Genomic DNA, 25532 nt, shown 5'->3' on the forward strand with positions numbered 1-25532 from the left:
GGAGACCCTGAGGGAATCAAGCGCCATGGCCAAGAAGTGGTACGTCATCCATACCTACTCGGGATACGAGGCGAAGGTGCGCGACGCGCTCCAGCAGCGCGTGAAACAGTACAGCCTGGAGGATCGGTTCGGCGAGATCCTCATCCCGAGCGAGACCGTCACGGAGAACCGTCCCGGCGGTAAGACCCGCGTTCGTCAGAAGCTCAGTCTGCCCGGCTACATCTTCGTGGAGATGGAGATGAACGAGCAGGTCTGGCACCTGGTCAAGGACACGCCCAAGGTGACCGGCTTCATCGGCAACCAGACGCCGCAGGAGGTCCCGATCGTTCAGATCGACAATCTCCGGCGGGGGATCGTCGAAGGGGCGGTCAAGCCCAAGCCGCGGCTCACGTTCGAGGTGGGTGAGGAGGTGCGGGTCCTCGATGGCGCCTTCGCGAACTTCACCGGCACGGTCGATGACGTCAAGATGGACAAGCAGAAGCTCAAGGTGAAGGTCAGCATCTTCGGCCGACCCACCAGCGTTGAGCTCGACTTCTCAGCCGTGGAGAAGCGCTAGCCAGGAACGGTCGGCTGCAAACCTGCGGGCGAGCACCGCGCCTCCGTGGTGCTTCGCTGTTTCTCTGAATAGTAGACCGCCCGTCGGGCGGCGGTTCGATAGGGTGCGAGATTCATCATGGCGAAGAAAGTCACAGGGTATGTGAAGCTGCAGCTTCCGGCGGGCAAGGCCAACCCGTCGCCCCCCGTCGGTCCGGCGCTCGGCCAGCACGGCGTCAACATCATGGCGTTCTGCAAGGACTTCAACTCGCGGACGGCGGCGCAGGGGGACATGATCATCCCGGTGGTGATCACGGTCTACTCGGACCGCTCGTTCACGTTCATCATGAAGACGCCGCCGGCCTCCGTGCTCCTCAAGAAGGCGGCGGGGCTCGAGACGAAGAAGAAGCCGGGCGCGGGCTCCAAGGAGCCCAACAAGGTCAAGGTGGGCAAGGTCACGCAGAAGCAGCTGCAGGAGCTTGCCCAGCTCAAGATGCAGGACATGAACACGACGAACCTCGAGTCCGCGATGCGCAGCATGGCGGGCACGGCGCGCTCGATGGGCATCGACGTCGTCGACTGAGGGGTCGTGGCGCTCCCCGCCGTCGGGGATGCGCCCCGCCGCGCCGGGCGCCCGAGAGGGGCGTTCAGCGGGCCAGAAGCAAGACTTACCACGGTAGTTTAAGGCGCACCGTGGGAGGCGAGAGCCGTTAAGAAGGAGGGCATGTGCCGAAAGTCGCCAAGAAGAAAGTCGCAGCGCGGGCAGTCGTCGACCGCGCTCGAAAGTACACATTGCAGGAGGCGTGCGCGCTCGTGAAACAAGCGGCGCCCGCCAAGTTCGACGAGACAGTGGACCTCGCGGTCCGGCTGGGTGTCAACCCGCGGCACGCTGACCAGATGGTCCGTGGCGCCGTCGTGCTCCCGCATGGGACGGGGCAGTCGCTTCGGGTCCTGGTGTTCGCCAAGGGCGAGAAGGCCAAGGAGGCCGAGGCGGCCGGCGCCGACTTCGTCGGCGAGGCGGATCTCGTGAACAAGGTCCAGGAAGGCTTCATGGACTTCGATCGCGTGATCGCCACGCCGGACATGATGGGTCTGGTGGGCAAGCTCGGCCGTATCCTCGGTCCGCGCGGCCTGATGCCGAACCCGAAGGTCGGGACGGTGACGTTCGACGTGAAGACGGCCGTCTCGGAGGCGAAGGCCGGCAAGGTGGAGTACCGTGTCGAGAAGGCGGGCATCGTGCACGCGCGGATCGGCAAGGTCTCCTTCGCGGAGAACGCGCTCCATGTGAACGCGGACGCGCTGATCCAGGCGCTCGTCCGGGCCAAGCCGGCAACGGCCAAGGGCATCTACCTCCGGAGCATCACGCTGTCTTCGACGATGGGCCCCGGGGTTCGCATCGACCCGGTCCATTTCATCGGCAAGACGGAGGAGGCGTAGCCCATGGAACGGTCCCAGAAGGAAGTGCTGATCGGCTCCGTCCGGCAGAAGTTCGAGCGGATGTCTTCCGCGGTCTTCCTGGATTTCAAGGGGATGAACGTCGAAGCGGTCACCAAGCTTCGCGATGAGTTCCGGAAGTCCGGCGTGGAGTACCGGGTCGTGAAGAACACGCTCGTCCGCCACGCCATCAAGGAGCACCCCTGGGCGAAGACCCTCGCGAAGAGCCTGACCGGCATGACCGGCGTGGCCTGGAGCTACGAGGATCCGAGCGCGGCAGCCAAGGTCGTCAAGGCGTTCCGCAAGGACAACCAGAAGCTGCAGGTCAAGGCGGGGCTCATCGAGGGGCAGATCCTCTCGGGGGATGCCGTCGAGACGCAGCTCGCGACGATGCCCGGCAAGGATGAGCTTCGTGCCACGCTGCTCGCGACGCTGCAGGCGCCGCTCCAGCAGTTCGTGCAGCAGCTCAACGCGCCTCTCCAGAATTTCGCCTATCTCCTGAAGGCGAAGGAAGAGGAAGCGGGCAAGCAGGCCTGAGAGGGTGCTTTCGTATCAATTGGGCCTTGCGCCCGTCTGGTTTTGGTTTACATGGCCCCCTCCCCGGGGCGCGCAGAAGAGTTTGAAGGAGTCTTGCAATGGCTGAGATCACGCGCGAGCAGGTCGTCGATTACCTCTCCAACCTCCCTGTCATCCAGATCGCCGAGCTCATCAAGGACCTCGAGAACAAGTGGGGCGTCAAGGCTGCCCCCGCGGCCGTCGCCGTCGCCGCTGGTCCCTCGACCGCCGCTCCGGCCGAGAAGGCCCCGGAGCAGACCGAGTTCGACGTCATCCTCGCGAACGCGGGCAGCAACAAGATCGGCGTCATCAAGGCGATCCGCGAGATCACCGGTCTGGGCCTGAAGGAGGCGAAGGACCTGGTCGAGGCCGCGCCGAAGACCGTCAAGGAGCAGGTTTCCAAGGCGGACGCGGAGGAGATGAAGAAGAAGCTCGTCGAGGCAGGTGCTACCGTCGAGCTCAAGTAACGATCACCGCTCCCTGCAAGGGAAATCGGGATCCGCCGGCGGACGGCGGCAGGGGCGGTCGTCCCTGCCGCACGTCCCGCTTTTGTCTGATGAACGGGACCGCGTTTGCGGGCCCTCGCGCAACGCTGAAGAGGGCCGCGAGTACGGGTCCTCGGTCAATCCTGAAGAGGACCGCGGGTGCGGGTCCTCGGCCAACGTCGGAGCTCAATGGGTCGCCACGCGGTCCGCTCTGCCCCCACAACCAAGATGTTTTGGGTCCTCATTCCCTGGGGACGCTCGCTCGCCATTCGTGCGTAGCTTCGTGTTCGTTGCTCGGTTCGAGCCGTGCGCCCGCCCCGCACTGCTCGTGTGAGCCGGAGGAAATCGATGCCGTCGGTCGTCCAATCCAACTTCCGCGTCCGTAAGAACCTGGGTCGCGTTCGTCGCATCATCGACGTCCCCAACCTGATCGACATCCAGAAGTCGAGCTACGACAAATTCCTCCAGATGAGCGTTCCGCCGAACGAGCGGGAGGAGGTCGGGCTGCAGGCGGTGTTCCGCTCGGTCTTCCCGATCAAAGACTTCAACGGCACGAGCGAGCTCGTCTTCGTCTCGTACAACCTCGAGCCGCCGAAGTACGACGTCGATGAGTGCCGCCAGCGCGGTATGACCTACTCGGCGCCGATCAAGGTCACGAACCAGCTGATGATCTACGACACCCGCGACGGCGGGGAGCGGATCGTGCGCGACATCAAGGAGCAGGAGGTCTACTTCGGCGAGCTCCCGCTGATGACCGAGACGGGCACGTTCATCATCAACGGCACCGAGCGCGTCGTCGTCAGCCAGCTGCACCGTAGCCCCGGCGTCTTCTTCGACCACGACAAGGGCAAGACGCACTCGAGCGGCAAGCTGCTCTACTCCGCGCGCGTGATCCCGTACCGCGGCTCGTGGCTCGACTTCGAGTTCGACCCGAAGGACATCATCTATGTTCGCATCGATCGCCGGCGGAAGATGCACGCGACGGTGCTTCTGCGCGCGCTCGGGTACTCGACGCAGGACCTGCTGAACTACTTCTACTCGACCGAGACCGTGTACCTCGAGAAGGGTGGCAAGTACGCGAAGAGCATCGAGTACGATCTCCTCGCCGGCCAGCGGACGACGCGCGACATCAAGATCGGCAACGACGTCATCGTCAAGAAGAACACCAAGTTCACCCGCGCCGCCATCCGGAAGATGAAGGAGGCGAAGCTCGAGCGGCTCAGCCTCGAGCCGGAGGAGCTCGTCGGGAAGGTCGCGGCGCACGACATCGTCGACCCGGAGACCGGCGAGGTCGTGGTCGAGGTGAACGAGGAGCTCACCGAGGCGAAGCTCGAGCGGCTGCGCGACGCGAACATCGAGCAGTTCCGCATCCTCTTCATCGACGGCCTGAATGTCGGCTCGTACCTCCGCGACACGCTGCTCACCGACAAGGTGAAGACGATGGAGGACTCGATCCTGGAGATCTACCGGCGGCTGCGGCCGGGCGATCCGCCGACGCTCGAGACCGCCAAGACCCTGTTCCACAACCTGTTCTTCAACGCCGAGCGTTATGACCTGTCGAAGGTCGGCCGGCTGAAGCTGAACTACAAGTTCTACCGGGATGTCCCCGAGGACGAGCGGCCGGGGCTCGACCTCACGGTGCTCACGCCGCAGGACATCCTGGAGACCGTGCGTCACCTGATCGAGCTCAAGAACGGGCGCGGCTCGGTCGACGACATCGATCACCTCGGCAACCGCCGCGTGCGCGCGGTCGGCGAGCTGATGGAGAATCAGTACCGCATCGGCCTCGTCCGCATGGAGCGCGCGATCAAGGAGCGCATGAGCATGTCGCAGGAGATCGACACGCTCATGCCCCACGATCTGATCAACGCGAAGCCGGTCAGCGCGGTCGTGAAGGAGTACTTCGGGAGCTCCCAGCTCTCGCAGTTCATGGACCAGACCAACCCGCTCTCGGAGGTCACCCACAAGCGCCGCCTCTCGGCGCTCGGCCCGGGCGGCCTGACCCGCGAGCGCGCCGGGTTCGAGGTGCGCGACGTCCACGCGACCCACTACGGCCGTATCTGCCCCATCGAGACGCCGGAAGGTCCGAACATCGGCCTCATCGCCTCGCTGTCGACGTTCGCCCGCGTGAACGAGTTCGGGTTCGTCGAGACGCCGTACCGGAAGGTCGAGAACGGCCGGGTGACGGAGGACGTGATCTGGCTCTCCGCGCTCGAAGAGGAGGGCAAGTACATCGCGCAGGCGACCGTGAACCTCGACGAGGGTGGTCGCTTCAAGGAGTCGCTGGTCTCGGCCCGCTACAACGGCGAGTTCAAGATCGTCACGCCCGAGATGGTCGAGCTGATGGACGTCGCGCCGAACCAGATGGTGTCGGTCGCCGCCGCGCTCGTGCCCTTCCTCGAGCACGACGACGCGAACCGCGCGCTCATGGGCGCCAACATGCAGCGTCAGGCCGTGCCCCTCGTGCAGTCGCACGCGCCGCTCGTCGGCACCGGCATGGAGGAGCGGCTCGCCCGCGACTCCGGCGTCTGCGTCATCGCGCGGCGCCCCGGGGTCGTCGAGAGCGTCGACGCGACGCGCATCGTCGTCCGCGCCGAGGGCGAGGGCGCCGAGGTGCCCGATATCTACCACCTCATGAAGTTCCAGCGCTCGAACCAGTCGACCTGCTACACGCAGAAGCCGGTCGTCAGGACGGGCGAGGTGGTGAAGAAGGGCGACGTGCTCGCCGACGGCCCGTCGACGGACATGGGCGAGCTCGCGCTCGGCCAGAACGTGCTCGTCGCGTTCATGCCGTGGCAGGGCTACAACTTCGAGGACTCGATCCTGGTCTCGGAGCGCATCGCCAAGGACGACGTGTTCACCTCGATCCACATCGAGGAGTTCGAGTGCGTCGCCCGCGACACGAAGCTCGGCAAGGAGGAGATCACCCGCGACATCCCGAACGTCGGCGAGGAGGCGCTCAAGGACCTCGACGACTCCGGCATCGTGCGCATCGGGGCCGAGGTGCGGCCGGGCGACATCCTGGTCGGCAAGATCACGCCGAAGGGCGAGACCCAGCTCTCGCCCGAGGAGAAGCTGCTCCGGGCGATCTTCGGCGAGAAGGCCGGCGACGTCCGCGACAGCTCGCTCAAGGTGCCGCCCGGAGTCGGCGGGATCGTCATCAACGCCCGCGTGTTCTCGCGCAAGGGGACCGAGAAGGACGACCGCGCGCGGGACATCGAGGATCAGGAGCGGGCCAGGATCGAGCGGACGCGCGACGAGGAGATCAAGATCCTCCGCGACTCGTTCTTCCGCCGCATCCGCGAGCTCCTCCTCGGCAAGGAGGCGACGGGCAAGCTCGTCGACGACAAGGGCAAGGTGCTCTTCCAGAAGGGCGCCATCATCGACGAGCCCTCGCTCGCCGAGATCCCCCGCAAGTACTGGGGGGAGATCCCCGTGGACGACGCCGAGCGGGTCCAGCAGATCCTGCGCGACCTCGAGGAGCTCGTCCGCACGCGCGAGGAGCACTTCCGCGACAAGATCGATCGCCTCTCCAAGGGCGACGAGCTGCCGCCGGGCGTCATCAAGATGGTGAAGGTCTATATCGCCATCAAGCGCAAGCTCCAGGTCGGCGACAAGATGGCGGGCCGCCACGGCAACAAGGGCGTCATCAGCCGCATCCTCCCCGAGGAGGACATGCCGTATCTGCAGGACGGCAGGCCGGTCGATCTCGTGCTGAACCCGCTCGGCGTGCCGAGCCGCATGAACGTCGGTCAGATCCTCGAGATTCACCTCGGGTGGGGCGCCTTCGAGCTCGGCAACCAGCTGCAGCGGATGCTCGAGCAGCAGCGGGCGAGCGCCGAGATCAAGGAGCACCTGAAGGCCATCTACGCGGGCGACGAGACGATGAACGGCTTCTTCGACAACCTCGATGACGGCGACGTCAAGCGCTTCGTCAAGACGGTCGACGAGGGCGTCTTCATGGGATCGCCGGTCTTCGACGGCGCTCATGAGTCGGACATCAAGGGCGCTCTCGCCCTCGCGGATCTCCCGACCTCGGGCCAGGCGATCCTCTTCGACGGCCGCACGGGCGACGCCTTCGATCAGAACGTCACGGTGGGCATCATGTACATGCTGAAGCTCCACCACCTGGTCGACGACAAGATCCACGCTCGCTCGATCGGGCCCTACTCGCTCGTCACGCAGCAGCCCCTCGGCGGCAAGGCGCAGTTCGGCGGGCAGCGGCTCGGCGAGATGGAGGTCTGGGCGATGGAGGCCTACGGCGCGGCCTACGCGCTGCAGGAGTTCCTCACCGTGAAGAGCGACGACGTGATGGGCCGCACCCGGATGTACGAGGCCATCGTGAAGGGGGACTACACCCTGGAGGCGGGGCTGCCGGAGAGCTTCAACGTGCTCATCAAGGAGCTCCAGTCGCTGTGCCTGAACGTCGAGCTGGTCGAGACGAGCGCAGGGGTGGAGGCGTCGGCCGCGGAGGAAGAGGAGTGATGCAGTTCGTCACGTCACGAGCGCCGCGCGCCTTCTCGGTGACGGCAGGGGAGGCGCGCCGCGCGGGCGGCGCGCTCCCGAACGCTCAAGCAGTGGGCGCGGACAGGTTCATCGGTTTCGTTTCTGTCTCCGGAGGTCTCCATGCGTGACATCTTCAGCTTCTTCGAGAAGCCCAAGGACCCGCTGTCGTTCAGCGCCATCCGCATCTCGCTCGCGAGCCCGGAGAAGATCCGCGAGTGGTCGCACGGCGAGGTGAAGAAGCCGGAGACCATCAACTACCGGACGTTCAAGCCGGAGCGCGATGGTCTGTTCTGCGCCAAGATCTTCGGGCCCGTGAAGGACTACGAGTGCAACTGCGGCAAGTACAAGCGCATGAAGCACCGTGGCATCGTGTGCGAGAAGTGCGGCGTCGAGGTCATCCAGTCGAAGGTCCGGCGCGAGCGGCTCGGGCACATCTCGCTGGCCACGCCGGTCGCCCACATCTGGTTCCTGAAGAGCCTGCCGTCGCGCATCGGAAACATGCTCGACATCACGCTCAAGGACCTGGAGAAGGTGCTCTATTGCGAGGCGTACATCGTCATCGATCCCAAGGAGACTGGCCTCATGCGGGGCGATCTCCTGAGCGAGGAGCGGTATCTGCAGCTCCTCGACGAGTACGGTGACGACAAGTTCAGCGCCGGGATGGGCGGCGAGGCGATCCTCGAGATGCTCAAGCAGGTCGACGTCCACGGCCTGGCGGAGCTGCTCAGGACGGAGATGCGCGCGGCGACCAGCGAGGCCAAGCGGAAGAAGCTCGCGAAGCGGCTCAAGGTCGTCGAGGCGTTCCGCGAGAGCGGCAACCGGCCCGAGTGGATGATGCTGACCGTGATCCCGGTGCTCCCGCCGGATCTGCGCCCGCTCGTCCCCCTGGACGGCGGCCGCTTCGCGACCAGCGATCTCAACGACCTCTACCGCCGCGTCATCAACCGCAACAACCGCCTGAAGCGGCTCCTCGAGCTGAACGCGCCGGAGATCATCATCCGGAACGAGCGCCGGATGCTGCAGGAGGCGGTCGACGCGCTGTTCGACAACGGCCGTCGCGGCAAGACGATCACCGGCCCGAACAAGCGCCCGCTCAAGTCGCTCTCCGACATGCTGAAGGGCAAGCAGGGCCGGTTCCGCCAGAACCTGCTCGGCAAGCGCGTCGACTACTCGGGCCGCTCCGTCATCGTCGTGGGCCCGACGCTGCGCCTGCACCAGTGCGGCCTGCCCAAGAAGATGGCGCTCGAGCTCTTCAAGCCGTTCATCTACAACAAGCTGGAAGAGCGCGGCTACGTCAACACCATCAAGAGCGCCAAGAAGATGGTGGAGAAGGAGCGCCCGGAGGTCTGGGACATCCTCGAGGAGGTCATCAGCGAGCACCCGGTGCTCCTGAACCGCGCCCCGACGCTCCACCGCCTCGGCATCCAGGCGTTCGAGCCCGTCCTCATCGAGGGCAAGGCGATCCAGCTGCACCCGCTGGTCTGCGCGGCGTTCAACGCCGACTTCGACGGCGACCAGATGGCGGTCCACGTGCCGCTGTCGGTCGAGGCGCAGATGGAGGCGCGCGTGCTCATGATGAGCACGAACAACATCCTCTCGCCCGCGAGCGGCAAGCCGATCATCAACCCGACCCAGGACATCGTTCTCGGGCTCTACTACGCGACCCGCGAGCGGAAGTTCGAGAAGGGGTCGTACCGCGCGGACACCCTCGCCTTCGGCGAGGACGGCGTGGCGCAGGGCTACCTGCGGGGCGTCTACGCCTCCCTCGAGGAGGTGCGGATGGCGTACGACAACGGCGAGGTCGCGCTGCACGCCGGCGTCCGCGTCCGCGTGCCGATCATCGATGACGACGGCAACCCGCAGCTCGACGAGTTCGGCCACGTGAAGCGCCGCATCGTCGAGACGACGGTGGGCCGCGTCATCATCTCCGAGGTCCTCCCGAAGGGGGTCGCGTTCGAGTACGCGAACAAGACCCTCGACAAGAAGGCGCTCTCGGCGCTCATCGACGTCTGCTACCGCATCCACCGCAACAAGGAGACCGTCCTCCTCGCGGACCGGCTCCGCACGCTCGGCTTCGACCACGCGATGCGGGCGGGTATCTCGATCTGCATGGATCACATGGTGATCCCGCCGGCCAAGAAGGTCCTCCTCGGCGAGGCGCAGAAGGAGGTCGAGCGCGTCGTCGAGCAGTACCAGGAGGGGCTCATCACCGACGGCGAGCGGTACAACAAGATCGTCGATATCTGGGCGAGCATCGCCGACCAGGTCACGACCGAGATGATGGCCGGCATCGGCAAGGAGACGGTCGTCGACCACGAGACGGGCAAGGAGTCGATCGAGCCGAGCTTCAACCCGATCTACATCATGGCCGACTCCGGCGCGCGCGGCTCCACGCAGCAGATCCGGCAGCTGGCCGCGATGCGCGGCCTGATGGCCAAGCCGTCCGGCGAGATCATCGAGACGCCGATCACCGCGAACTTCCGCGAGGGTCTCAGCGTGCTCCAGTACTTCATCTCGACGCACGGCGCCCGGAAGGGTCTCGCCGACACGGCGCTCAAGACGGCGAACTCGGGGTACCTCACCCGGCGGCTCGTCGACGTGGCGCAGGACGCGGTCATCTCCGAGTTCGACTGCGGCACGCTCGACGGCATCCGCGTGGCGAAGCTCGAGGAGGCCGGCGAGGTCATCCAGCCGCTCGGCGACCGCATCCTCGGCCGCGTCGCGCTGGAGGACGTCGTCGACCCGCTCACCGGCGAGGTGCTCATCACGGCGAACACCGAGCTCGACGAGCAGGCGGTGCGGTCCATCGAGGACGCCGGCATCGAGGAGGTCGTCATCCGCTCGGTGCTCACGTGCCAGCTCCGCCGCGGGGTCTGCGCGCTGTGCTACGGGCGCGACCTCGCGCGCGGCTACCGGGTCAACATCGGCGAGGCGGTGGGCATCATCGCCGCCCAGTCGATCGGCGAGCCGGGCACGCAGCTCACGATGCGCACCTTCCACATCGGCGGCACCGCGGCGCGCGGCAAGATCGAGGCGAGCTACCTCGAGGCCCGCACCGAGGGCACCGTTCGCCTCCGCCGCGCGGTCGTCCAGAAGAAGAAGGACGGCACCATGGTGGTCATGAACCGCCACGGCGAGATCGTGGTCGTCGACGAGACGGGGCGCGAGCGCGAGCACAACCGCCTCGTCTACGGCGCCATCCTCAAGAAGGCCGACGGCGAGCGCACCAAGCCCGGCGAGCTGCTCGCCGAGTGGGACCAGTTCGCGACGCCGATCCTCACCGAGGTCTCCGGCGTGGTGAAGTTCGGCGACCTCATCGAGGGCGTCAGCGTGCAGGATCGCCTCGACGAGGTGACGGGCCTCTCGCGAAAGGTCGTCATCGAGTCGAAGGCGGCCGACGTCCGCCCGCGCATCTCGCTGAAGGACCCGGAGTCGGGCAAGACGCTGAAGCTCCCGAACAGCGAGCTCGAGGCGCGCTACCTGCTCCCTGTCGGCGCCCACATCGTCGCGCAGGAGGGGGATCTCATCGAGGCCGGCGAGGTCATCGCCAAGATCCCGCGCGACACGACGAAGGTGCAGGACATCACCGGCGGTCTGCCCCGCGTCGCCGAGCTGTTCGAGGCCCGAAAGCCGAAGGATCACGCGATCATCAGCGAGATCGACGGCGAGGTCACGTTCGGCAAGGACACGAAGGGCAAGCGGAAGGTCATCATCACGCCGTACTCGCCGGACGGGCACGCGCTCGGCGATCAGGCGCGCGAGTACCTGATCCCGAAGGGCAAGCACATCCAGGTGCAGCCGGGTGACCGGGTGCGCGCGGGCGACCCCCTCCAGGACGGCCCGCCGAACCCGCACGACATCCTCCGGGTGAAGGGCGAGAAGGAGCTGTCGGCCTGGCTCGTGAACGAGATCCAGCAGGTCTACCGGCTCCAGGGCGTCGGCATCAACGACAAGCACATCGAGGTCATCGTCCGGCAGATGCTCCGGCGTGTCCGCGTGCGCGAGGTCGGCGACACGAACTTCCTGGTGGACGAGCAGGTCGAGAAGCACATCTTCGAGAAGGAGAACGAGACCGTGCTCGAGCGCGGCGGCAAGCCCGCCATCGCCGAGGCGCTCCTCCTCGGCATCACCAAGGCCAGCCTCTCGACCGAGTCGTTCATCAGCGCCTCGTCGTTCCAGGAGACGACCAAGGTGCTCACCGAGGCCGCGATCAACGGCAAGACGGACGATCTCCGCGGTCTCAAGGAGAACGTCATCATGGGCCGCCTGATCCCGGCCGGGACGGGGCTGCCCGCCTACAAGCGCCTCCAGGTCGTGGTCGAGGGCGAGCCGGTGGCGCAAGCGCCGTACGTCGCCCCCCGGCCGCGTCCCGAGGAGACGCTCACAGCCGTGAACGAGGAGTAGCGGCCTTGCCGGCGCGCCCAGGGCGGGATCCAACCCCGACCCCGGGCGCGCCGCCCATCTCCCGAAGCGCGCTCGCAGCGGCTCGGGAGGCGTTTTGCCCTTCGCTCCAGGCTCATCGGCCTCGCGCGTCGCGCCGGACGTGGCGCGCGCGCCTACCCGGAGCCAGTCTTCACTCCCACGTCGCAGCGTATCGGGTCGAGCGGGCCTCGCCAGCCAACCGGCGTCGGCTGGAACGCTCACGGGGCTCGCGCGCCGCGCCGAGCTCTGCTCTCATTCCTCGAGCGCACCCCATGGCTGCATACGCCGCGAGCGGCTGGCCAGCTCTCCCCGCGTGCTCCCGTTCCGCGAGGGTTCTTGGGCGCGCCACCTCCAATTTCTGGGTAGAATCAGGGTTTCGATGGCTTCCGTTCAAGGATTGAACCAGCGGATTGCCGATCGCCTCGTCCTCGAGGGGCGCATCACCCCGGACGATCACCGTCGTGCGGTGGAGTACGCGATGCGTACGCGCGGCCGTATCGAGGACGCCATCATCGAGCTCGACATCGTCAACGAGGCCGAGCTCCTGAAGTTCATCGCGACCGTCCACAACACCCGCTTCGTCTCGACCGAGAAGCTCTCGAAGGCGATCATCGAGCCCCGCGTGCTCGCCAAGGTCTCGGCGATCACCGCGACGTTGCACGGTGTCTTCCCGGTGCTGCTCGACGATCGGAACACGACGCTCTCGGTCGCGACGGCGGATCCCGACAACGACGTCGCGCTGCACGAGATCCGGCTCGCCGCGGGCGTGCGGGACGTACGCGCCATCGTCGCCAGGCCGGCCGCGGTCCGCGCGGCCATCGCGTACCACTACCGGGGCGACACGACCGCGTTCAACTCGCTGCTGCGCCCGGTCAACTCGTTCGACGAGATCCTCTACACCAACAGCAATAACCCCTTCGAGCGCGCGTCGATGACGCACGAGCGCGCATCGATCACGCACGAGCGCGCGTCGATGACGCACGTGCCGGCGGCGGTCCCGCAGACGATGCACGGGCAGACGATGCACGGCCTGCCGGCGCACGCGGCGCCCACGCAGGCGGCGCCGATGCACCCGCAGGCGATGCACGCGCAGCCGGCGCACGCGGCGCCCACGCAGGCGGCGCCGGTGCCCGCGGCGCTCGTCACGGCGCCGCAGGTGCCCGCGGTGATGCGGGCGCCCTCCGCGCCGCCCCGCGTGGCCCCGGCGGGGCCGCCGCCCACGCCGGTGCCCCCATCGCCGCCCCCCCAGCAGCACGTCGCTCCCGCGCCGATCTCGGCGCCGGTCGCCGCGGCGCCGCCCCCGCCGCCGCCGCACCCGACGACGACCCACGCGTACGTCGAGACGCTCAACGTCCTCGTGAGCCTGCTCGAGAACGCGCGGCAGGACCTCCGAGGCCACTCCTCCACGGTCGCTCGCATCGTGCGCAAGCTCTGCGAGCGCATCGGCCTGCCGCCGACGACGGTCGCGAGCTACGTGGCCTCGGCCTACCTGCACGACCTCGGCAAGAACGGCCCGTACCACCTCACCGCGCTCAACGTCGCCGAGTACGAGGGGCACCGGCTCGCCGCGACGAAGAGCGTCGATCTCCCGGCGCACCTCATGGAGTCGGTGGGGCTGCCGCAGGAGGTCGTCTCGGCGATCAGCATGATGTACGAGCGCTACGACGGCAGCGGCTTCCCCGATGGCCTGTCCGGCAAGGAGATCCCGCTCGGCGCGCGCATCCTCGCGGTCGCGGACACCTACGCCGATCTCACGCAGAACCCGCGCAACCCGTACCGCAAGGCGCTCCGCCCGCCGGAGGCCTGCGACGTGCTCGCCCAGTACCGCGCCACCATCTTCGATCCGAACATCGTCGATCTCTTCCGCCAGGTCATGACGGGCGACGACATGCGCGCGAAGCTGCTCTCCGATCGGCACCAGGCGCTCATCGTCGACCCGGATCCCGAGGAGACGACGGTGCTCGAGCTGCGCCTGCTCGAGCAGGGCTTCGAGGTCTCGATCGCGCGCAACGTGGCGCAGGCGCGCCGCGAGCTCGAGACGAAGGACATCGAGGTCGTCGTCAGCGAGATCGACCTCGAGGAGCCCGACGCCGGCCTCGCGCTCCGCTCCGACGCGCTGAAGCTCGGCTTCGGCCGCGACAAGACGTGGGTCATCCTCACCGCGAAGACGGACCGGCAGACCGCCCAGCGCGCCTTCGATCTCGGCGTCGACGACTTCGTCTCGAAGCCGGCGTCGACCGACGTCATGGCCGCCAAGCTCCGCCAGCTCATCGAGCGGCGCTCCACGACCGCCGTCCCCCGCGGCGTGTCCGGCTCGCTCGCCGAGATGGGCCTGCCGGACATGATCCAGATCCTCTGGCACGGCCGGAAGACGTGCGCGCTCAAGATCCAGGCGAACTCCATGGCCGGCGAGATCCACTTCGCCGACGGGCAGGTCGTCCATGCGCTCTGGGCCGGCGCGCAGGGCGAGGACGCGTTCTACCGGATGCTCTCGCTCACGGAGGGCGACTTCCGCCTCGACCCGAGCTTCTCGCCCAGCACCCGCAGCATCACCGCGTCACCCGAGGCGCTGCTCCTCGAAGGGATGCGCCGCCTCGACGAAGGGACCTTGGCCTAGGCGCGTCGCGCTGGAGGCCCCCTTGAAGAGCCCCGTCTGCATCGAGACCCCGCGGCTGCGCCTCTTCATCCCTCCCGTCGAGCTCGCTGGCCGCTACCTCGCCTATTTCGAGCGCAACCGCGATCACCTGGCGCGGTGGGATCCGCCGCGCCCCGAGGGCTTCTACACCGAGGCGTTCTGGCGCGAGCGACTCCTCCGCGACCTTGAGGACTTCGCCGCGGATCGCGCGCTCCGGCTCGCGCTGCAGTGGCGCGGCGCCCCCGGCGGCGAGGTGATCGGGGTCTGCAACTTCACGCAGTTCGTCCGCGGCGCCTTCCAGGCCGCGACCCTCGGCTACTCGCTCGACCAGCGCGCCGTGGGCTCGGGCCTGATGTTCGAGGCGATCGAGGCGGCGAACGCGTACATGTTCGACACGCTCGGCTTCCACCGGGTGATGGCGAACTACCTGCCGCACAACGAGCGCAGCGGCCGGCTGCTCCGGCGCCTCGGCTTCGTCGTCGAGGGGTACGCGCGCGATTACCTGTTCATCGACGGCGCGTGGCGCGATCACGTCCTGACCGCGCTGACCAACCCGAGGCCCGCGCCTCCGGGCGGCTCGCGAACGACGGGGGCAGCGCACCCCGCCCGCGGCGCCGGCCCGCGCCACGGTTGATCCGGCCGCTGCTGTGATCGCGCCGCCGCGCGGCGTCCTGGCCGCACGCCCCTGCCGGCCGGCGACCGGCCGGCAACCTGGCGAGAACGCTGAAGATTGCGGCTTGCCGCCCCGCGACCGCCGCGCGCCGCGTCTTGCCCCGCAGCGGGCGCCGCCCTAGCTTGTCCCGAGGCGTGGACCGCGAGTGCGGCCGCGACCCGGAGGCACATGTACGGTCCGCAAGGCAACGGTGGCGGCAGCGCACGCAGGCCAGCGCAGCGCTCGACGAAGGTCACGGTCCCCGAGATCCGCTCCCGCAAAGGGGCCTCGCCGATCGCGATGGTGACGGCCTACGACTTCACGATGGCGCGGCTGCTCGACGAGGGCGGCGCCGATCTGCTGCTCGTCGGCGACTCGCTGGGGATGGTCGTGCAGGGGCACACGACGACGCTCCCCGTGACGGTCGAGGAGATCTGTTACCACGGGCGCGCGGTGGCGCGCGGCGCGCGGCGCGCCCACGTCGTGGGCGACATGCCGTTCATGAGCTTCCAGCTCTCTCCGATGCACGCGCTCGAGAACGCCGGGCGCATGATGAAGGAGGGCAGCTTCGAGAGCATCAAGCTCGAGGGGGGCGAGGAGATCGCCGAGCACGTGCGCCGGATCGTCGCCGCGGGCATCCCGGTGATGGGTCACCTCGGGCTCACGCCGCAGTCGGTGCACGCGATGGGCGGGTTCAAGGTGCAGGGCAAGGGCGACGAGGCGGCCGAGCGCCTCATCGCCGACGCGCGCGTCCTCGACGAGGCGGGCGCCTACGCGATCGTGCTCGAGGCCATCCCGCCGGACCTCGCGCAGGAGGTGACGGCCGCGGTCTCCGTCCCGACGATCGGCATCGGCGCCGGGGCCGGCTGCGACGGGCAGGTGCTCGTCTGTTACGACCTGCTCGGGATGTTCCGCGAGCTGACGCCGAAGTTCGCGAAGCGCTTCGCCGAGGTCGGCGATCAGATCGTGGAGGCGACGCGCGCCTACGTGGACGAGGTGCAGTCGCGCACGTTCCCCGCGGCAGAGCACAGCTTCAAGCCGAACGGGCCTCGCCGGGCCGCGACCGTGCCCGCCGCGCCGGCCAAGCCCGAGTTCGCGCCGGCGGACGAGATCCCCCCGCACTGGCAGACGCACTGAGCGCGGCGGCGCGGTGCGGTGCGGTGCGGTCGGTTGACTCGACTCGACTCGACTCGACTCGACGCCGGCTGCTCCGCGCCGGCAGGCGCGCGTCCCGCGCGGGCAAGCGCGCCGGAGGGGACCAGCCTCAGCTCGCCTGGCCTTCCGGCTCCTGCCGCCCTCCGATGGAGCGCAGCAAGAGCTCGACCGCGAGCAACAGGAGCAGCAGGAGCGCGACGTAGGGCGACCCGTCGATGGATGCGGCCATGCCGCCCAGCTCCGCCGCGCGGGCGCTCTCGGCGACGCGCCTGGGGCGGAGGTCGATCTCGCGCTCCGGGACCGACACGACGCGCGTCGAGCGCTCGCCGTCCAGGGTGAGCTCGTAGAGGCCGGCGAGCGGCGGAGAGACGCGCAGGCGCCGCTCGACCTCGGCGACGGGGAGCGCCTCGCGCGACCGCGAGCCCTGCGAGGCCCCGTCGCGGTCGACCCGCACGCGCTCGACCTTGACGTCGTGGTAGCCGTCGAACGTCCACAGCTCGCCCGCGGCGAGGCGCCGCGCGCCGCCGCGGGCGCGCGCGGCGCCGACGAAGCCGTCGAGCAACGACAGGAACGCCGGCCGCAGCGCGACGTCGCTCTCCTCCGTGCTGAGCGGCAGCGTCATGAACAGCACCACGCCGCGCCCGAGCGGGCGGCGCACGAGGAACGGGGCGCCGTCCGCCCACCGGGCGAGCACCTCGGCGCCCTCCGAGGCCTCCGCGCCCAGCGTCGCCCGGCCGCGCGGGGCGACGTCGGCGAGGCCGGGCGCGGACGGGCCGAGCCAGCCCGCCGTCGCCGGATCCACGCCGGGCACCGGGGAGGCCGACCAGCGGACGACCCCCGGGACCAGCGGCTCGAACCCGGCGCCGAGCGGCGCCGCGGCCGCGCGCTGGCCGAGCGTCAGCAGCGCGACGCCGCCGCGCTCGACCCACGCGGCGAGCGAGCGGCGCACCTCCGGCGTGAAGCCGGGCGCGTCGTCGACGATGAGCCCCGCGTGCGCGGCCAGCTCGTCCGCGTGCTCCGGGACCGAGGGCAGCGGCCTGATCTGCGCGTCCAGGTCGAGCGCCGAGAGGGCCTGCTCGAGCGGCGGCGGGCCGCCCGTCTCGACGTGCGTGGTCGCGGGGTCGACCACGACCGCGATCGAGAGCGGGCCGCCGGCGGAGATGATCGGGGCGCGATCGTCCTCGACGATCGCGTCGCCGCCGGTGAGCGCGGCGATCAGGATCTCGGGCGTCCCGGCCGGGAGGTCGATCGAGAGCTCCTCGGCGCGCAGGGCCGGATCGAGCGCGACCTTGCCGAGCACGGCGTCGCCGGCGCGCACCTCGAGGGATCGCCCCGCCGCGGCGGAGGCGCCCGTCGCCGAGGCGCCTGCGGCGGCGGAGCCCGCGGCGGGCGGCGCGTCCGCGCCGCCATCTCGCTGCGCGACGGCGATGTCGGGCCCGCGCGCCGCGGTCGACCCGGCGGTGCAGACGACGCGGACGCGCGCCTTCTGGCCGGATCGATCGGCGCGGACGATCCCGCAGTCCTCGCCCGTCGCCTCGAGCTCCTGGAGCGGCACCCACGTGGCGATGTCGGGGGTGCCCGAGATGGGCGGGGCGCCGGGCGTGCCGTCCGCGAGGTCGCTGAGGAGCACGATGCGCTTGTCGCTCTGAGGCAGCCCACGGAGCAGATCGCGGGCGAGCGCGAGGGCGCCGTCGATGTCGGTGGCGCGGTCCGACGGCGCCACCGCGTCGAGCGCCTCGCCGACGGCGGCGAGGTTGGTTGTCGACGCGAGGGCGACGCGGGCCGGGGCGCCCGCGAGGACGAGCGCCGCGGCGTCGCCGGGAGCGAGGCCGCCGGCGAGCTCGCGCGCGGCCGTGAGCGCGCGCTCGAACCGCGAGGGCGAATGCGAGGAAGCGTCGATCGACCGCCCGTCGCGCGCGGCGCCCTCGGCGCCGGCCGGACGCGCCCGCATGCTGAGCGAGTCGTCGACGACGATGGCGAGCGCGACCGACGCGCCGGCCCTGCGGCTGAGCGACAGGTGCGAGCAGCGCAGGAGCGGCGTGGCGCCGAGCACCGCGAGCGCGATCACCGAGACGGCCCGGGTGGCGAAGAGGGCGCGGTCCTCGAGGAGGCTCCGGCGCCGCGCCGTCGGCGGCGTGGGCGGGACCAGGCGCGCCGGCGGGAACGGCCGCTCCTCGGCGCGGCGACGGCGCAGGAGGTGCGCGGCGACGGGCGCGCCGACGAGCAGCGCGACCAGCAGCGCGCCGAGCGTGACGAAGCTCATCGGCGCACCTCGGCGATCGCCTGCACGAGCGAGCGGACGACGTCGGTCGGAGGATCGGCGCTCGTCGCGCGGAGCAGGCGGCCGCCGCGCGACGCGAGCGCCCGCGACCAGGCCTCGGCCAGGGCGGCGAGGCGCGCCTGGTACTGCGCGCGGACCGCGCCCGCGTCGGCCTCCACGACCGCGCCGCCCTCCAGGGCGCGGAGGCGCACGTTGCCCTCGAAGTCGAGCGTCGCCTCGCTGGGATCGAGGACCTGGAGGGCGATCAGCGTGCGGCCGCCGGTGCTCAGCGACGTGAACGCCGAGAGCGCGCGATCGACGCCCGACGGGGCCGCGCCGGATTCATGAGCGAGATCGATGAGATCTGAGATGAGCAGGACGACGGCGCCGCGGCGGGCCTTCTTCGCGATGGGCGCGAGCGCGCGCTCGACGGCGCCGGCGTCGCCGCTCCAGTCCTGGGCGGCGGAGGTGGCCTCGAGGGCGCCGACGATCCGCTCGAACGCCTCGCGCCCCGCCATCGCGGGCAGGCCGTGGGTGCCGGCGCCGCCGAGCCAGGCGAGCCCCACCGGGTCGCCGGTGGCGAGCGCGACGCGGGCCATGGCCGCGGCGATGAGCGCCGCGTAGGCCAGCTTGGCGCCGGGCGCGCGCCGGCCGCGGTACGACATCGAGGCGGTCGCGTCGACGCACAGCCACAGGGCGCGATCGGTCTCGGTCTCGAACTCGCGCACCATGAGGCGATCGTGGCGGAGCAGGGCGCGGCGATCGAAGAAGCGGAGATCGTCGCCGGGTACGTAGGGCCGCTGGCCGCCGAACTCGACGCCCGCGCCCTTGCGGACGCTCCGGTGCATGCCGGCGTAGACGCCCTCGGCGACGGCGCGCGACTTGAGGCGGAGCGGGGCGAGCCCGCCCCAGTCGATGGGGAACGCGGCGAGCGAGGCGCGGTCGGAGGCGAGCGGCACGGTGTCGCTTCTTAGCCTGGATCCACCGGGCGATCACCTCGCGGCAGCGGCGCGCCGGCGCTGCGGGGGGACGCGCGGCAGCCGTGCGCCGGCGGCGCGCCGAGCCACGCTCGGGGACGCCCCTGGGCTCCCTCCCTCGCGCGGCTTTCTCGTGGGCTTTCCCGTTGTTCCGGGGGCGAGGGCTTGCCGAAGCGACGCCCGCCGCACATCAGCTCCGTGGAATGGCTGACGAGAAGAGGCCGGCGTCGCGCGCGTGGCTCGGGTACCTGCTGATCGCCGTCGGGATCCTGGTCCTTTCCGGGATCGTCAGGTCACGAGGGCGCCCGCTCGTGCCGTACGACGAGGCGGTCGCCGAGGTGCAGCGCGGGGAGGTCTCCGCGGCGATCGTGAAGCCCGACGAGATCGAGCTGATCCGCCGCGAGAGCCCGCAACGACCGGAGGAGCGCGTCCGCGTGACGCGGCTGCCCGGCGTCGAGGACGAGCCGCTCGTGAGGGCGCTGCTCGACAAGCAGGTCCGCATCGAGGCGAAGAGCCCCCAGACGTCGGTGTGGATGCAGGTGGCGATCTGGATGTTGCCGCTCCTGCTCATCAACGCGGCGTTCTTCATGGTGCTGCGGCGGGCGGGGCAGGGGGCCGGCGGGCCGCTCGGGTTCCTGCGCAGCAAGGCGAAGATCTACGATCGATCCAGGCAGGATCCGGTGCGCTTCTCGGACGTCGCCGGCGTCGACGAGGCCAAGGACGAGCTCGTCGAGGTCGTCGACTTCCTCAAGGAGCCCTCGAGGTACCGCTCGCTGGGCGGGCGGATCCCGCGCGGCCTCCTGCTCATCGGGCCGCCGGGCACCGGCAAGACGCTGCTCGCGCGGGCGGTGGCGGGCGAGGCGAACGTGCCGTTCTTCTCGCTGAACGCGAGCGAGTTCGTCGAGATGTTCGTGGGGCTCGGGGCCGCGCGGGTCCGCGAGCTCTTCGAGGAGGCGCGCAAGAGCGCGCCCAGCATCGTGTTCATCGACGAGATCGACGCCGTGGGCAGGACCCGGGGCGGCCTCGGCGCCCTCGCGACGCACGACGAGCGAGAGCAGACGCTCCACCAGCTCCTCGCCGAGCTCGACGGCTTCGACGCGCGCACCACCGTGATCCTGATGGCCGCCACGAACCGCCCCGAGGTGCTCGATCCGGCGCTCCTGCGGCCCGGGCGCTTCGATCGCCAGGTCATCGTGGATCGGCCCGATCTGCGGGGCCGCGAGGCGATCCTCGCCGTCCACGCGCGGCGGGTGCCGCTCGCGAGCGGCGTGGATCTCGGGCTCGTGGCGCGCCGCACGCCGGGCATGGTCGGCGCCGATCTCGCGAAGATCGTCAACGAGGCCGCGCTGGCCGGGGCGCGGCGCGGCGCGAGGGAGATCGGACAGGCCGATTTCGACGAGGCGCTCGATCGCTCGCAGCTCGGGCTCCGGCGCCGCGGGCAAATCATGACCGCGGAGGAGCGGCGGCGCGTGGCCTACCACGAGGCCGGGCACGCCCTCGTCGCGCTCGCGCTGCCAGCCGCCGATCCGGTGGAGCGGGTGTCCATCGTGGCCCGCACGATCGGCGCGCTCGGCGTCACGATCCAGGTGCCCCGCGACGAGCGACAGCTGGTCACCGAGCAGGAGATCGAGTCGCGCGTCACGGTGATGCTCGGGGGCAGGGCGGCGGAGGAGATCGCGCTGGGGCAGGTGTCGAGCGGCGCGCACGACGATCTCGGGCGCGCCACGGCGCTCGTCCGCGAGATGGTGACCCGCCTCGGGATGAGCCGGCGCCTCGGGCTGGCCGCGCTCGCGCGCACCGTCGGCGCGCCGATGCTCGGCGTGCTCCAGGAGGAGCGCACGTGCAGCGAGGAGACCGCCCGCGAGGTCGACGAGGAGGTGAGGGAGCGGCTCGGCGAGATGTACCTGAAGGCCAAGCAGCTGCTCGTCGATCGCCGCGAGGGCCTCGAGGCGGTCGCGGAGGCGCTCGTGCTCAAGGAGACGCTGCGCGGCGAGGAGCTGGAGGAGATCGCGGCCGTGTCGACGCGGCGGAAGATCGCCGTGGGCCCGCCGAGCGCGGCGTGAGCCTCAGGCGGCGCGCCGCCGGCGCCTGAGTCCGCCCGCGAGCGTGGCGAGCGACAGGCCAAAGGCCGCCCACGCCCGGCCGCCGGCGCTCCCGCGCGGCGCGCCCCCGGCCGCGCGGCAGGCGCAGCCGCCGTCCTCCTCTGCGAGGTCGCCGCCGCCTGCCGGGGCCTCCGGCTCGCCGACGCCGATCCCTCGCACAGCGATCATCTGCAGGGGTCGGTCGGGGTCGTTGGACTCGACGAGGACGGTCGCCGCGAACGCGCCGCTGGCCTTCGGCGCGAAGCGGATCGCGAAATCGATCTCCGTTTCCGGATCGATCCCGAGCGCCGCGTCCGCGAGCTCGAAGCTCTCCGCGTCGTCGGTCGTCACGACGGCATCGAGCAGCGCCTCTCCCGCGTTCGACAGGCGGACGAGCTCCACGTTGGCCTGCCCCACCTCCACGGCGCCAAAATCGATCTCCTGCTTGTCCAGCGCGAGGTCCGGGAGCGGCACATGGACGCGCTCGCTCTCGAAGACCCATTCGTGCTCGGTGAGCGGGAAGGCGAGCGGGATGTCGGCGAGCGGGATCGACCACGAGCGGCCCAGCAGGCTGACGCCGAACGCGGGGACGAGGTGGAGCGTGCCGTCGTACCGCACCGAGCCCTCCGGACGAACATTGAGCTCGACCGACGGGCCTCCCACGTAGTCCACGGAGGAGGCTCCGCCCTCGGAGGTGATGTCGCCTCCGCTCACCGTCGCCTGATCGAGCGTCTCGATGGCCACGCGATGGGTCGTGTAGCGGGCCGCGACGTCCATCGCGATGTCGAGCTCGAACCTCCCGTCGATTCCGGGGATCGAGCCGCCGATGAGGTCGCCGAGCGACACGGACGCAATGCGCTGCAGCGCGGTGGAGCTCTCCAGCGTGATGCCCGGCTCCCAGCCCCAGGCGTCGAACTGCTCTCGGGCGTGCACCTGGAGATCGATCTGGGGCACATAGGGGATATCACCCGTCCAGTCGAAGTCCTGGCCCAGGACGGAAATGCTGATGCGTCCCTGTGCGCTGACATCGAGTCCGTAATCGCAGCTGAACGCGCCTCCGTCCGGGGCGCCTGGTGCCTTGAGCGCGAGCGCCTCCGGCCACGACGCCTCGAGCGCTCCGCTCAACGAGACCTGGGTGTCGGCGTAGACCGCCGCCCCGAGGTTGACCTGGAGCGGCGAGCCCGGCGGGACCCAGCCTGTATCGAAGTCGAGCTCGAGCGGGATGGCGTCTTTGCGCCGGAACGTGAGCGGCCCCCGCGCGCACTGAAGCGGGTCGTCCGCGCACGGCACGGCGAGCGAGTCATAGGCCGAAGCGGCCGCGGGGGCGAACAGGGCGAACGCGGCGGCGACGCAGGGGAGAGCGCGCCGCCGCCGGGGCCGAGCAGAGCGGAGCGCCGCGAGGGCTGCGCCGCCGGACAGCAAGGAACGCATGAGAACGATTACCACGATCCTCGCGCTCCACGCCATAGCCGCAGCCCCCCGATGGCGGCGCGCCAGGCACGCCCCAGCTGCGTTTCAGCTCGTTCCAGCGCGTCCTAGCGCGCCCCGAACAGCGTGCCGACCACGATGCCGGCGGCCGCGCAGAGAATGGCCACCACGGTCCAGAGGATGAGCTCACGCGAGGTGCCGCCCGCCGTCGGAGCAGGGCCAGCGGGCGTCCCGCGGACCACCGCGGCCGCGCTTTCGGGCAGCGCTCTCCTCACCGCGCTCGCCACCGCGCTTTCCGGACGCGTGACCGGATGGCCGACGTGGCCAACATGGCCGACGCCCGGGGCGGAAGCACCGTCCTGGAGGGGCGCGGCGTAATCCAGGCCGGTCCGCTCGAGCGCGAGATCGGTGATCGAGACGGCGTCCGCGAGGCTCGCGGGGGTGTGGTGCACGACGCGCCGTTCTTCTCGGCAGGCGCGCAGGGCGTCCGCGAAGGCCCTGGCGCTCGGGTGCCGCTCGGAAGGGCTCTTGGCGAGGGCCCTCAAGATGACGGCCTCCAGGCCGGCCGAGATGAGCCCGGAGCGCTCGCTGGCGCGCGGCGGCAGCGGCTGCTCGGCGATCTGCGCCGTCATCACGGCGATGGGCGTCCGCTTGCTGAACGGCACGGCGCCGACCGCCATCTCGTAGAGGATGCAGCCGAGCGCGTAGATGTCGCTGCGCGGGTCGACGTCCTCCCCGCGCACCTGCTCCGGCGCCATGTACTCCGGCGTCCCGAAGATCATGTCCTTCTCGGTGAGCCCGGTCGTCTGCTGCTCGCCGTGCACCACCTTCGCGAGCCCGAAATCGACCACGCGGACGCGGCCGGCGAAGGGGGACGGCGCGGCGCCCGCGCGCCCGTCCGGGCGCTCGATGAGCACGTTGGCCGGCTTGAGATCGCGGTGCACCACGCCGGCCGCGTGCGCGGTCTCCAGCGCGGCGCAGATCTGCAGGGCGATCTCGATCGCCAAGTCGATCTCGATCGGCGCGTGGTCCCGCAGGAGCTCCTCGAGCGAGCCGCCGTCGATGTGCTCCAGCGCGATCACGAGGAGCCCGCCCTCCTCGACGAAGTCGAGCATCCGGACGACGTGCGGGCCCTCGACGCGCTCCAGGATGGCGGCCTCCCGGTGATAGCGCCTGAAGATCTGGGGGGTGCCCGAGAGGTGCCTGTGGATCACCTTCAGCGCGACGGGCTGGCCGTCCTCGTCGCGGGTGGCGCGGTAGACGACGCCGGAGGCCCCCTCGCCGATGACGGACTCGACGGTGTACCGCGACGCGACGCCGTGCCCTGCGGGCAGGCGATCGGGCGCGGGCTGCGGCGAGGTCACCGCCCACCGCCCGCGTCCGCCGGGATCGGCGGCGCGGGGTCCGGCGAAGGCGCCCTGAGGTGCAGCTCCGTCGACGAGGTGCAGGCGCGCACGATCTTCGGGCTGAGCTCGATGGGATCGAGCCGCGCGGCGGGGTCGGCCTCGCGCCACGCGGCGCACGCGGTCTCGGCGAGCCCTGTGGCGTCGAGCGCGACGTAGGCCTCGAGCAGGTGCCGCTGCAACGTGGCGATCTGCACCCGGGCGAGATCGCCGTAGCCGAGCAGGCGGCTCGCCCGCGCCACGGCGTCGATGTAGCGGCCGCTCCGCACGTCGCCGGCGAGCTGCGGCAGCTCGGCGTCGACCCGGCGCTGGGCGTCGCGCGCGCGGCCGGCCCCCTCGGAGCGCACCAGCGCGCCGGAGCTCGCGGCCTCGGCCTTGCCCTCGGCCGTGAGCGGCAGATCCGTGAGCGGGACGAGGATCACCATGCCGCGGCGCAGCGGGCGCTGCTTGAGGTGGTTGTACTTGTCGAGCATCCACGCGTGGTCCCGCTTGCCCAGGAAGCGATAGGCGATGGTGAGCAAGGTGTCGTGCTGGCCGACGACGTACCGCAGGTTGTACGGCACGATGATCTCCTGCCCGTCGGTCGGCTCGAGCCAGGGCCACGTGTCGTTCGAGATCGAGAGGACGTCGCTCCGGTCGGCGGTGCCGAGCAGCCGCTCCGCGAGGATCGCCCAGGTCTCGCCCGCGGTGACGCGGTGGTGGCCCAGCGCGGGCACCTCCAGGCGCAGGCCGGGCATGATCGGCACGCCGGCGCCCGCGTCGAGCGCGTTGGCGGCGACGAGCACCTGCTCCATCTGCACGCGCCCGTAGGTGCGCTCCGCGATCTGCGCGAGCGTCTCGCCCTCGCGGACGACGTGCGGGAACGCCGCCGCGGCGCTGCCGACCAGCGTCGTCGCTGCGAGGGCGCCCACGGAAAACCAAGCTCGCGGGGACATCACGCCGCCGAGGGTACCAGGGGTTCGCGCGCCGTGGGACGGCTCGCGGACGGCTCGCGACCGCTCGCGC

At 70.3% G+C, this 25532-nt stretch carries 16 protein-coding genes; 11 read left to right on the forward strand and 5 right to left on the reverse strand.

All coding sequences use genetic code 11. From position 1 onward, the window contains the following. Window positions 1-25: 25 nt before the first annotated feature. The 10 genes from nusG to panB all read left to right on the forward strand — a co-directional run bounded on the left by nusG (window position 26) and on the right by panB (window position 16360). A complete protein-coding gene (nusG, locus tag WMF11_RS02325) occupies window positions 26-556 on the forward strand; it encodes a transcription termination/antitermination protein NusG (protein WP_012233040.1) in 531 nt (176 codons plus the stop codon). A gap of 117 nt (window positions 557-673) precedes the next feature. Further along, window positions 674-1117, forward strand: a complete 444-nt coding sequence (gene rplK, locus WMF11_RS02330; RefSeq protein ID WP_272097520.1) for a 50S ribosomal protein L11 — start codon at window positions 674-676, stop codon at window positions 1115-1117. Window positions 1118-1260: 143 nt separating this feature from the next. Beyond that, entirely contained in the window at window positions 1261-1971 is a 711-nt protein-coding gene (rplA, locus tag WMF11_RS02335; RefSeq protein ID WP_272097521.1) for a 50S ribosomal protein L1, read from the forward strand. Between the two features lie 3 nt (window positions 1972-1974). Further along, entirely contained in the window at window positions 1975-2505 is a 531-nt protein-coding gene (gene rplJ / locus WMF11_RS02340; RefSeq protein WP_437549104.1) for a 50S ribosomal protein L10, read from the forward strand. Between the two features lie 98 nt (window positions 2506-2603). After that, window positions 2604-2990, forward strand: a complete 387-nt coding sequence (gene rplL, locus WMF11_RS02345; protein ID WP_437531319.1) for a 50S ribosomal protein L7/L12 — start codon at window positions 2604-2606, stop codon at window positions 2988-2990. Window positions 2991-3356: 366 nt separating this feature from the next. Further along, entirely contained in the window at window positions 3357-7493 is a 4137-nt protein-coding gene (gene rpoB, locus WMF11_RS02350; protein ID WP_437976274.1) for a DNA-directed RNA polymerase subunit beta, read from the forward strand. A 141-nt stretch (window positions 7494-7634) separates the two neighbouring features. After that, a complete protein-coding gene (rpoC, locus tag WMF11_RS02355; RefSeq protein WP_437906799.1) occupies window positions 7635-11918 on the forward strand; it encodes a DNA-directed RNA polymerase subunit beta' in 4284 nt (1427 codons plus the stop codon). A gap of 397 nt (window positions 11919-12315) precedes the next feature. Continuing rightward, on the forward strand, window positions 12316-14553 hold the full coding sequence (locus WMF11_RS02360; RefSeq protein WP_437976275.1) for an HD domain-containing phosphohydrolase: 2238 nt from the start codon (window positions 12316-12318) through the stop codon (window positions 14551-14553). Between the two features lie 22 nt (window positions 14554-14575). Continuing rightward, on the forward strand, window positions 14576-15205 hold the full coding sequence (locus tag WMF11_RS02365) for a GNAT family N-acetyltransferase (protein ID WP_437906801.1): 630 nt from the start codon (window positions 14576-14578) through the stop codon (window positions 15203-15205). Window positions 15206-15412: 207 nt separating this feature from the next. Next, window positions 15413-16360, forward strand: coding sequence for a 3-methyl-2-oxobutanoate hydroxymethyltransferase (panB, locus tag WMF11_RS02370; RefSeq protein ID WP_437549113.1), 948 nt, complete (start codon window positions 15413-15415; stop codon window positions 16358-16360). A 127-nt stretch (window positions 16361-16487) separates the two neighbouring features. Here the strand turns inward: panB and WMF11_RS02375 are convergent, their stop codons facing one another. Continuing rightward, a complete protein-coding gene (locus WMF11_RS02375) occupies window positions 16488-18641 on the reverse strand; it encodes a VWA domain-containing protein (RefSeq protein ID WP_437976276.1) in 2154 nt (717 codons plus the stop codon). Then, entirely contained in the window at window positions 18638-19597 is a 960-nt protein-coding gene (locus WMF11_RS02380; RefSeq protein ID WP_437549116.1) for a DUF58 domain-containing protein, read from the reverse strand. The genes WMF11_RS02375 and WMF11_RS02380 overlap by 4 nt, the downstream gene beginning before the upstream one ends. Window positions 19598-19818: 221 nt before the next feature. On the opposite strand from WMF11_RS02380, the gene ftsH reads away from it, so the two are divergent. After that, on the forward strand, window positions 19819-21678 hold the full coding sequence (gene ftsH / locus WMF11_RS02385) for an ATP-dependent zinc metalloprotease FtsH (protein WP_437549118.1): 1860 nt from the start codon (window positions 19819-19821) through the stop codon (window positions 21676-21678). 3 nt (window positions 21679-21681) lie between these two features. Here the strand turns inward: ftsH and WMF11_RS02390 are convergent, their stop codons facing one another. From WMF11_RS02390 to WMF11_RS02400, 3 genes are all read right to left on the reverse strand, one after another. Beyond that, window positions 21682-23127: a choice-of-anchor D domain-containing protein gene (locus tag WMF11_RS02390; protein WP_437976277.1), complete on the reverse strand. Its 1446-nt coding sequence runs from the start codon at window positions 23125-23127 to the stop codon at window positions 21682-21684. 104 nt (window positions 23128-23231) lie between these two features. Then, window positions 23232-24488, reverse strand: coding sequence for a serine/threonine-protein kinase (locus tag WMF11_RS02395; protein ID WP_437976278.1), 1257 nt, complete (start codon window positions 24486-24488; stop codon window positions 23232-23234). Next, on the reverse strand, window positions 24485-25438 hold the full coding sequence (locus WMF11_RS02400; protein ID WP_437906805.1) for a LysM peptidoglycan-binding domain-containing protein: 954 nt from the start codon (window positions 25436-25438) through the stop codon (window positions 24485-24487). Before WMF11_RS02400 ends, WMF11_RS02395 begins: the two co-directional genes overlap by 4 nt. Window positions 25439-25532 lie beyond the last annotated feature (94 nt).

It is taken from the genome of Sorangium sp. So ce295 (assembly GCF_051527405.1).
In the GTDB taxonomy this organism is placed as follows: domain Bacteria; phylum Myxococcota_A; class Polyangia; order Polyangiales; family Polyangiaceae; genus Sorangium; species Sorangium cellulosum_B.